Origin of the sequence: Leptospira adleri, assembly GCF_002811985.1 — a bacterium.
Classification (GTDB): domain Bacteria; phylum Spirochaetota; class Leptospiria; order Leptospirales; family Leptospiraceae; genus Leptospira; species Leptospira adleri.
In genome coordinates this window covers 1-6303 of sequence record NZ_NPDU01000120.1, presented here as the reverse complement: position 1 = coordinate 6303, position 6303 = coordinate 1, and the positions used below count along the sequence as shown (strand labels likewise).

Annotated in this window: 7 protein-coding genes and 1 pseudogene; 3 read left to right on the top strand and 5 right to left on the bottom strand. The window is 43.6% G+C overall.

Annotation, left to right across the window (positions count from 1 at the left end; translation table 11 throughout):
- From CH376_RS23240 to CH376_RS23220, 4 genes and pseudogenes are all read right to left on the bottom strand, one after another.
- A pseudogene (locus CH376_RS23240) lies at positions 1-211 on the bottom strand (polyamine aminopropyltransferase); the annotation flags it as partial.
- Between the two features lie 6 nt (positions 212-217).
- Complete coding sequence (locus tag CH376_RS23235; protein WP_069608610.1) at positions 218-412, bottom strand: DUF4806 domain-containing protein; 195 nt, start codon at positions 410-412, stop codon at positions 218-220.
- 73 nt (positions 413-485) lie between these two features.
- Entirely contained in the window at positions 486-2534 is a 2049-nt protein-coding gene (locus CH376_RS23230; RefSeq protein ID WP_100786745.1) for a DUF4178 domain-containing protein, read from the bottom strand.
- 231 nt (positions 2535-2765) lie between these two features.
- A complete protein-coding gene (locus CH376_RS23220; RefSeq protein WP_100786743.1) occupies positions 2766-3575 on the bottom strand; it encodes an adhesin OmpL37 family surface protein in 810 nt (269 codons plus the stop codon).
- A gap of 339 nt (positions 3576-3914) precedes the next feature.
- Between CH376_RS23220 and CH376_RS23215 the strand changes: the two genes are divergently transcribed.
- The 3 genes from CH376_RS23215 (at position 3915) to CH376_RS23205 (ending at position 5414) form a co-directional block, all read left to right on the top strand.
- On the top strand, positions 3915-4259 hold the full coding sequence (locus tag CH376_RS23215) for a hypothetical protein (protein ID WP_243394778.1): 345 nt from the start codon (positions 3915-3917) through the stop codon (positions 4257-4259).
- Positions 4256-4606, top strand: coding sequence for an LIC10260 family lipoprotein (locus CH376_RS23210; protein ID WP_100786742.1), 351 nt, complete (start codon positions 4256-4258; stop codon positions 4604-4606). Before CH376_RS23215 ends, CH376_RS23210 begins: the two co-directional genes overlap by 4 nt.
- Before the next feature lie 82 nt (positions 4607-4688).
- Positions 4689-5414 carry a hypothetical protein gene (locus CH376_RS23205; protein ID WP_100786741.1) on the top strand — a complete coding sequence of 242 codons (726 nt, stop codon included), beginning with the start codon at positions 4689-4691 and terminating at the stop codon, positions 5412-5414.
- An 11-nt stretch (positions 5415-5425) separates the two neighbouring features.
- On the opposite strand, the gene CH376_RS23200 is transcribed toward CH376_RS23205, so the two are convergent.
- Positions 5426-6019: a class I SAM-dependent methyltransferase gene (locus CH376_RS23200; protein WP_165783656.1), complete on the bottom strand. Its 594-nt coding sequence runs from the start codon at positions 6017-6019 to the stop codon at positions 5426-5428.
- Between the last annotated feature and the right edge of the window lie 284 nt (positions 6020-6303).

Here is a 6303-nt window from a genome sequence, read left to right as displayed (position 1 = left end):
CTATCTCCAAAAACTTAGGAATCAAATCCTTTTCCACGTATTTGGAAAGCCAAGAACCCACTCCCATCGAAAAGAGATAAGTCCCGATGATCAATGAAAACTGTGTAACGGTCTCTCCGAGAAGATAGGATGCGATGGTTCCGGCTAAGAGTTCGTAGACGAGGCCGCAGGAAGAAATGATGAGAACGGAAATATAAAGGGCGGTTTGCAAACGGTCTTACTTTCCTCCGGAATATCGCATGAAGTTTGTATAATGCGCCCTATAAACTCCGGGATTTTCCCTTACGGTCTTGGGAACGTTTTCGATCTCGTCCACGTTGCTCGAACCGCCTCCGAACATATTCGTATAAGTCAAATATCCCGTGAGTCCTAAAGCGTAGAGCGGATACAGAAGAGGTTTTAGGTATTTCATAATGTTTGTCCTTCGGCGTTATACAATTGCGGATCGATCGGCGATTCTTCTTTCATGTTCTTCGATTCTCTTTTCAATCGTCGCTGGAAGAATAGGAATCGTCGTCGTCCGAATCGTCCGAGCTATTGTCCGGTGCAAAGTCGCTGTTTTCGTTTCTCGAGGCTTCGAAAGAAAAGCTGCGGAACATGGAATAAGGAACCGGGAGCCAAATTCCCAATAAGAAAAGAAGATAGTAATACGACTGATCCACGTCTCTTCGGATACTGAAGTGGGCGACCGTTCCGCTTCCCCTCGGAAAGTCCGATTCGGATTCAATCCGAAGATAGTATTCTCCGGGAGGAACTTCTCCGATGATCACATCGGCGGAGGTATCTCCTTCTGTCCATCGTTCTCCGTCGTCTATGCCTTCGTAGTAGCTGACTTCAAGGCCGGTATCGTAAGCGATGTCCGTTTGCGTGTTGATGAGCGCAAGATAGTAGTAGATGTAGTGATTGGAAAGATTGGGAACGTTCACTTTGATCTGAACGTTTTGTCTTGCGTTTCCTTCAAATTGAAAACTTTCAGTTACGAAGGAAAGATCCGTGGTCCCGCCAGGAATCTGATCCCGAACGTATTGATAATCCTTCGAGAAAATTTCCTTATCTTGAGAACTCAAACAGAATCCGATTTGAACGACGAGCATAATCGCCGAAAGCCAAGCCGCGATTCGAACATTCCGTTTTCTTAATTTAGTAAACGGGTTTGGTTGTGCGGCGCCGATTCCTTCCGGCTCGGGAAGTTCCACCTCGCCTTGAACGGATTTTCTAAGTTCTTCGACCGGAACGTATTCTCCGATCGACCAGAAGAGTTCGTTCGGCGTTTTTTCGGAAGAAAGCATTTTTGGAGGAGCGATAAAGTCGGCTAGCTCCGCCGTATCCCCCGCGTGAATTTTATAGTAGAATTCGCCGAACGCAAAGTCGATGCCCGCGTTCGAAGAGTTGAAAAGTCTATATTCTTCTTTTTGAAACGTCTTTTTGGGAGGATAGGTTCCGATGATCGTTCTCGGAATAAAAGGAACCGGTTCGAAGACGGTCCAGTGACCGTTTGTTTCGTTTAACCAATAATAGCCGCCGGTGAAATGAAGAAGATATTCCGTCCAAGGAAAAATTTGTCCGTCAGCGTGGACCGATTTTTTGACGACGCCGAGGACTTCGCATTCTTTTCCTTTGAGGGAAAGTTTGGTTCCGGGGAGAAGAAAGATTCTATCTTTGACGACTTCCTGAAACTTGGAAAGAATTTTGAGTTCGTCTTTGCTCGTATCCATTACGGTTCCGCAGTATTCGCAGGCGATGGATTTGGAGAAATCGGGACTTCTCTGGCTCAAAGAAGCGCCGCAACCGAGACATTGGATCGCCTTGGCTTCCTCCACTTTTTGAAAACCTTGAAACGCTTTCGGATCCCGGATATTGATAAAATCGATCTGATCGAAGCTGTAAACCTTTCCCCGGAAATAAAGCGGAGGTGTATGAGAATAGTCTAATGTAGCAAACCAGCCTTGATCGTTGGCGAGATCCAAAAGAACGGAAGTTGTACCGGATTCGAAACCGACGGGAAGTTCTCCCTCCCCGCCGACGCAGGTCGCGACGCCGATTTCTCGGATCATCCAGAGGTCATTATCGAGTTTGAGCGTATCTCCGGCTCTCAGGAGCTGTTTGGAAGTTTTGGACGTGATAAAATAAACGTCCGGAGGAGTTTCTAGATTCTGAATCGGATCGTGTTCCGGAAAAACTTCAGCCTTTGCCGTCGGTCGAAGTTCCGTCACCATAAACTGACCCTGGGCTTCGGCGAGCCACATCGATTTACCTTCTTTGGAGATCGCGTGCCATTCGTTCCAGGTTCCGAGGCTGTACTGCTGTTGAATTCTTCCTACGACTTGAAACTGAATTCCGTCCTTCGTTTTACCCGAAGTTCCTACTTGAATCGGAGAAAGATCCGGGACGAGTTCGCCGGCTTTACCGAGACTTTCCAGGGATTGATTCTTTTGAACGGTTAGAGTTTTACAATTCGGACAGACTCCGTAGATCGAAGCCTTGCTTTGAAAGGGTACGGGCGCGCCGCAGTTCGGACAACTCAGTTCTAACACAAGGATAGGTTGTATCTAGACAAGAATTCCCTGTCACCTGAATTTCTAAAATGAGAAACGGAAAAAATCGGTTTGGGCGCGCGGGCCGGGAGCTTTTGAAGTGAGGAATTTTTTTCCAAAACGCCCGCCGGGCTCTCCGCTCTTATCAACAAATTGAAACGGATCTTGAAAGGAATTCTTAACGGAAAAGCAATTTGTTGATACCGCATCGATCCCTCGCGCGGCCGAGAATCAGCGTTTTGCTTTTCTACGGTCTCGAAGATAAGCCGCGTCGATTTCTCCGAGAGGTTTTTCCAATTCTTCGAGAGCGGGATCTTGCCAATAAGTATCGTAGAGATTTTCACCCGAATACGCGTGAAAATGATTGTCGAAGTGGATTCTTGCAAACTCGTCCTTTCGGGAAAACATGGCTCTGTTGATCTCGTTGAGGATCCCGATAAAGTCTTCGCTTTCCGGATCGGGAGGAAAATCGGAAAGGTATTCCATCGAAAGAAGAATCACGTATTTTCTGGATTGTTTGAGAAGTTTTAGGGATTCGTAAAGTAGTTCCAATTTGATCGGCTGGAGATAAGGTCTTGTGTTATCTGCGATCAATTTTTTTTGTTCCGCCGCTGCGAGTTCCCGATAACCGAGCTCTATATGTTTTTTAGGTCTTGCTTCCGTTCCGCGAACGGCCTGATAACCGAGGGAGGTGAGTTCGTTTCGGATCGTTTTCTTGCTCGATTCAATGACGTTGGAATAGAGAATCACGAGTAGGTCTTGGGTCCGTTTGAGTTCCACATAGGATCTTTCCAAATCGAATTGAAAGTAGAGTTGGTTGGTTTCTACGTGATGTTGTATGATTCTTTTGTAAAGAGCCTTGTCCGCTTCGGAACCGATGTTCGAAATCGAACTGTTCATCGCTTTGATGAGAAATTCGTTCACCTTGAGTCCCTTTTCGACGCGGACTAAGTGAGTGGCGCCGTTGCTCGCAAGATCGGCGGAAATAGAAACGGGGATCCAGAGTAATAAGGCGATTCCCATTCCCAAAACGAATTTCATACAACTAGTTTCGGAAAATCGGGATCTGAAATTCAATGCCGAACCGGATAATAGACGGTTTCACTTTGAAAGACTTATGTCGACTATCGAACTTACAAACTGAATCGATTCTTCCGAAAATTCTACTCGGAGATTATTCCTCCTTTTATAATCGATTCTAAACTTCATTTCAGGTTATCTTCCAATATAAATTGAAGCTGAAAAAACCGAATGAAGGTATCGTAGGGATAAAAAAATAATATCGGACTCTTCTACGGTTTTTTCGGAATGGGTTTGTCTTTTAAAAAAGAAAAAAATACATTCAAAATACTTAATTTATCAATGAAGGGGACTTTCACTTTGGTACGAACGAATTTTTCGGCTTTGATCGCCGCTTGTATTTTATTCTTATCCTTTTGCTCGACAACGCAGAAGGTTTATCTTTTGTCCTATGGAAACTTAGAAGGAAAGAAAATTCCCGAGGACGTTCGAAATTTTACGGGAGAAATCCGCGAAGGAAAGGATTGCGGATTCTACTATAGTCTCGCAAAAGCGTTTGAGAATACGATCCTAAATACAAAATACGATACGATTCTGGACGCGGAAGTGACGCATACTACGGGGCCCTTCGCTCCGATGCACTGCGTCCTCATCAAAGGTTTTGCCGTGAACAGCGGAAATTTTTTGCCGGAGAACGGAAGATGAAAGGGACTTTTCGATTCTTTTTAAATTCGTTTTGTTTGCTGATTCTATTTGGTTGTTCGCAGACTCCAAAAAAGATAAGTTACGTTATTTTAGAAAAGCCGAATCGTGCGGTTGAGATTTCGTTCGCAAAGTCGAAACAGATTCAACTCGGGAAATATAGGATCGGATTCGGGGGACTTTTTCCGGTCGGATTGAATTCTTATCTAAAAGAGGCCGAAACCGCAAATCCCGTCCTTAAAAACGTGGAAATCGAAATGAAATTTCCGATCTGCGTTTTACCGTTGATGCCCTTTGTCTGTTTTGCACGTTATGAGGTCATTGCAGAAGGGGAGATTCCGATACGATAAAAAATTTTGCGAGTTCCGATTCTTTGCAAAAAGCCGTCCGGGGGTTGTTGAACTCAAAAGGGAGAATTAAAGGAATATAAGAATGGAATTCAGTTCGGATTACGATCTTGTACTATTTGCTCTGCTTGTGATTTCCTTCTTTGTGGGATTGGTTACGATTCTTTTCGCAAAAAACGAAAGTGTCAATCGTGGAATTCTATTGTCCACTTCTTCCTTTGGAGATAAAGGATTGCGGATTCCTTTCGATCTATTGGAATCTTTGGGTCTTGTTTCCGAAAAAGAAAAATTTCGCACCACCTATAAAAAGAAAATCGTAAAGATCGGAGTGATTCTTTTGTCGGAAAGTTTTCTTTTGTTTTATAAGAATTTCGGAATTACAAACGATCTTTCGATCAGTTTGATCAAGTTAGTCGTTTTTGCCTCGATCGTAATCGGTTTTTGGGTCGTCGTCAACGAGTACCGGAGCAATTCGTATCACATTTCTAAGGGGGCTTTGCGAATTCCGGATTGGAGAATTATCGAATCAGTTTTAGAATTGTTAAAAAAAGAAAAAGTCATAATCGACGATTGGAATTCATTCGTAGATTACTTTCCATTCTTTGCATATCTTTTACCGATCGAAAATTTAGAAACGGACGACACCTATCATTTTACGATGAATTTTGAAAACCTCTATTGGATCAACGGCTTTGACCAAGAAGTCCTCTTTCGATTGATTGATATCGTGAAAAAATCGAACGGATCGTTTTTAAGAATTCCGTTTCCGGTAAGAAAAAAATCAAAGTCCAAGAGATCGAAAAGAAAGTAAGGAAAAACGATTCATTCGAGCGCGTAAATCGCCTGATAAAAGGGTAAGGTTTTTTTAAAACGATATTCTTCCAGAGGTTGGAATCCTTCGGCCTTTAAGATGGACGAGGGATCTCTGTTGAGATTGCATCCTTGTGCAAAACGATTCCAAAACGGATTGAGAAAATTCTGTAAAAGTTGTCCCGCCTTAGAACTTGCTTTTACGTGTTCTAAGATCAGAATTTTTCCGCCTCGTTTCAATCTCGACTTCGCAAATCGAATCGCGTAGACCGGATCGGGAACGGTACAAAGAACGAGAGTGAAAACGACGGCGTCCATACTTTTTTCCGGAATCAAAGATTCCAATTCGGGATCTCCCAATCCGAGAACTTCCATTCGAATCTTTGCGTTTTCCTTATGAGCGGTCGTGTTCTGTACGGATCGCATTCTTTCCTTTGCCTTTTCCATCATCGAAGTGGAAGGTTCGATCGCAATGACGTCGGCCTTGGAAGAATAAATCGGAAAGTTGATTCCCGTTCCGCTTCCTATCTCAAGGACCTTTCCCGTTAAGGGTTGTATGAGATGTTTTCTTTTTCGAAAGAGAATCGTTTTTTCGGTCCGATCCATAAAACGATCGTAAAAGCGCGCGAACATTTTCGCGTAAAAAGATTCTTTTTCCGAAGGCGCATCGTTTCGATCCGTGATTTCTTCGAGTTGGATTTTCTTTTTTCGGGTTTCGGATTTAGTTTTGTCCGCGGGAGTTGTGTGCTTCGATTTCTTATTAAGAGATAGTGTCCTTAAAGTTTCGCACAAATGAGAACTTGAGAAGAGCTCTCCTCACACGATCAAGCCATGAGCTTTAAAGTTTTTAACTCTTTTAATTTCTCCATGTCAACATACTTTTTAGTTCC

Excerpts from the sequence above, each read along its gene's own strand:
- CH376_RS23235 (WP_069608610.1), bottom strand. The coding sequence starts at position 412 with ATGAAATACCTAAAACCTCTTCTGTATCCGCTCTACGCTTTAGGACTC.
- CH376_RS23200 (WP_165783656.1), bottom strand. The coding sequence starts at position 6,019 with ATGGATCGGACCGAAAAAACGATTCTCTTTCGAAAAAGAAAACATCTC.
- CH376_RS23205 (WP_100786741.1), top strand. The coding sequence starts at position 4,689 with ATGGAATTCAGTTCGGATTACGATCTTGTACTATTTGCTCTGCTTGTG.
- CH376_RS23220 (WP_100786743.1), bottom strand. The coding sequence starts at position 3,575 with ATGAAATTCGTTTTGGGAATGGGAATCGCCTTATTACTCTGGATCCCC.
- CH376_RS23210 (WP_100786742.1), top strand. The coding sequence starts at position 4,256 with ATGAAAGGGACTTTTCGATTCTTTTTAAATTCGTTTTGTTTGCTGATT.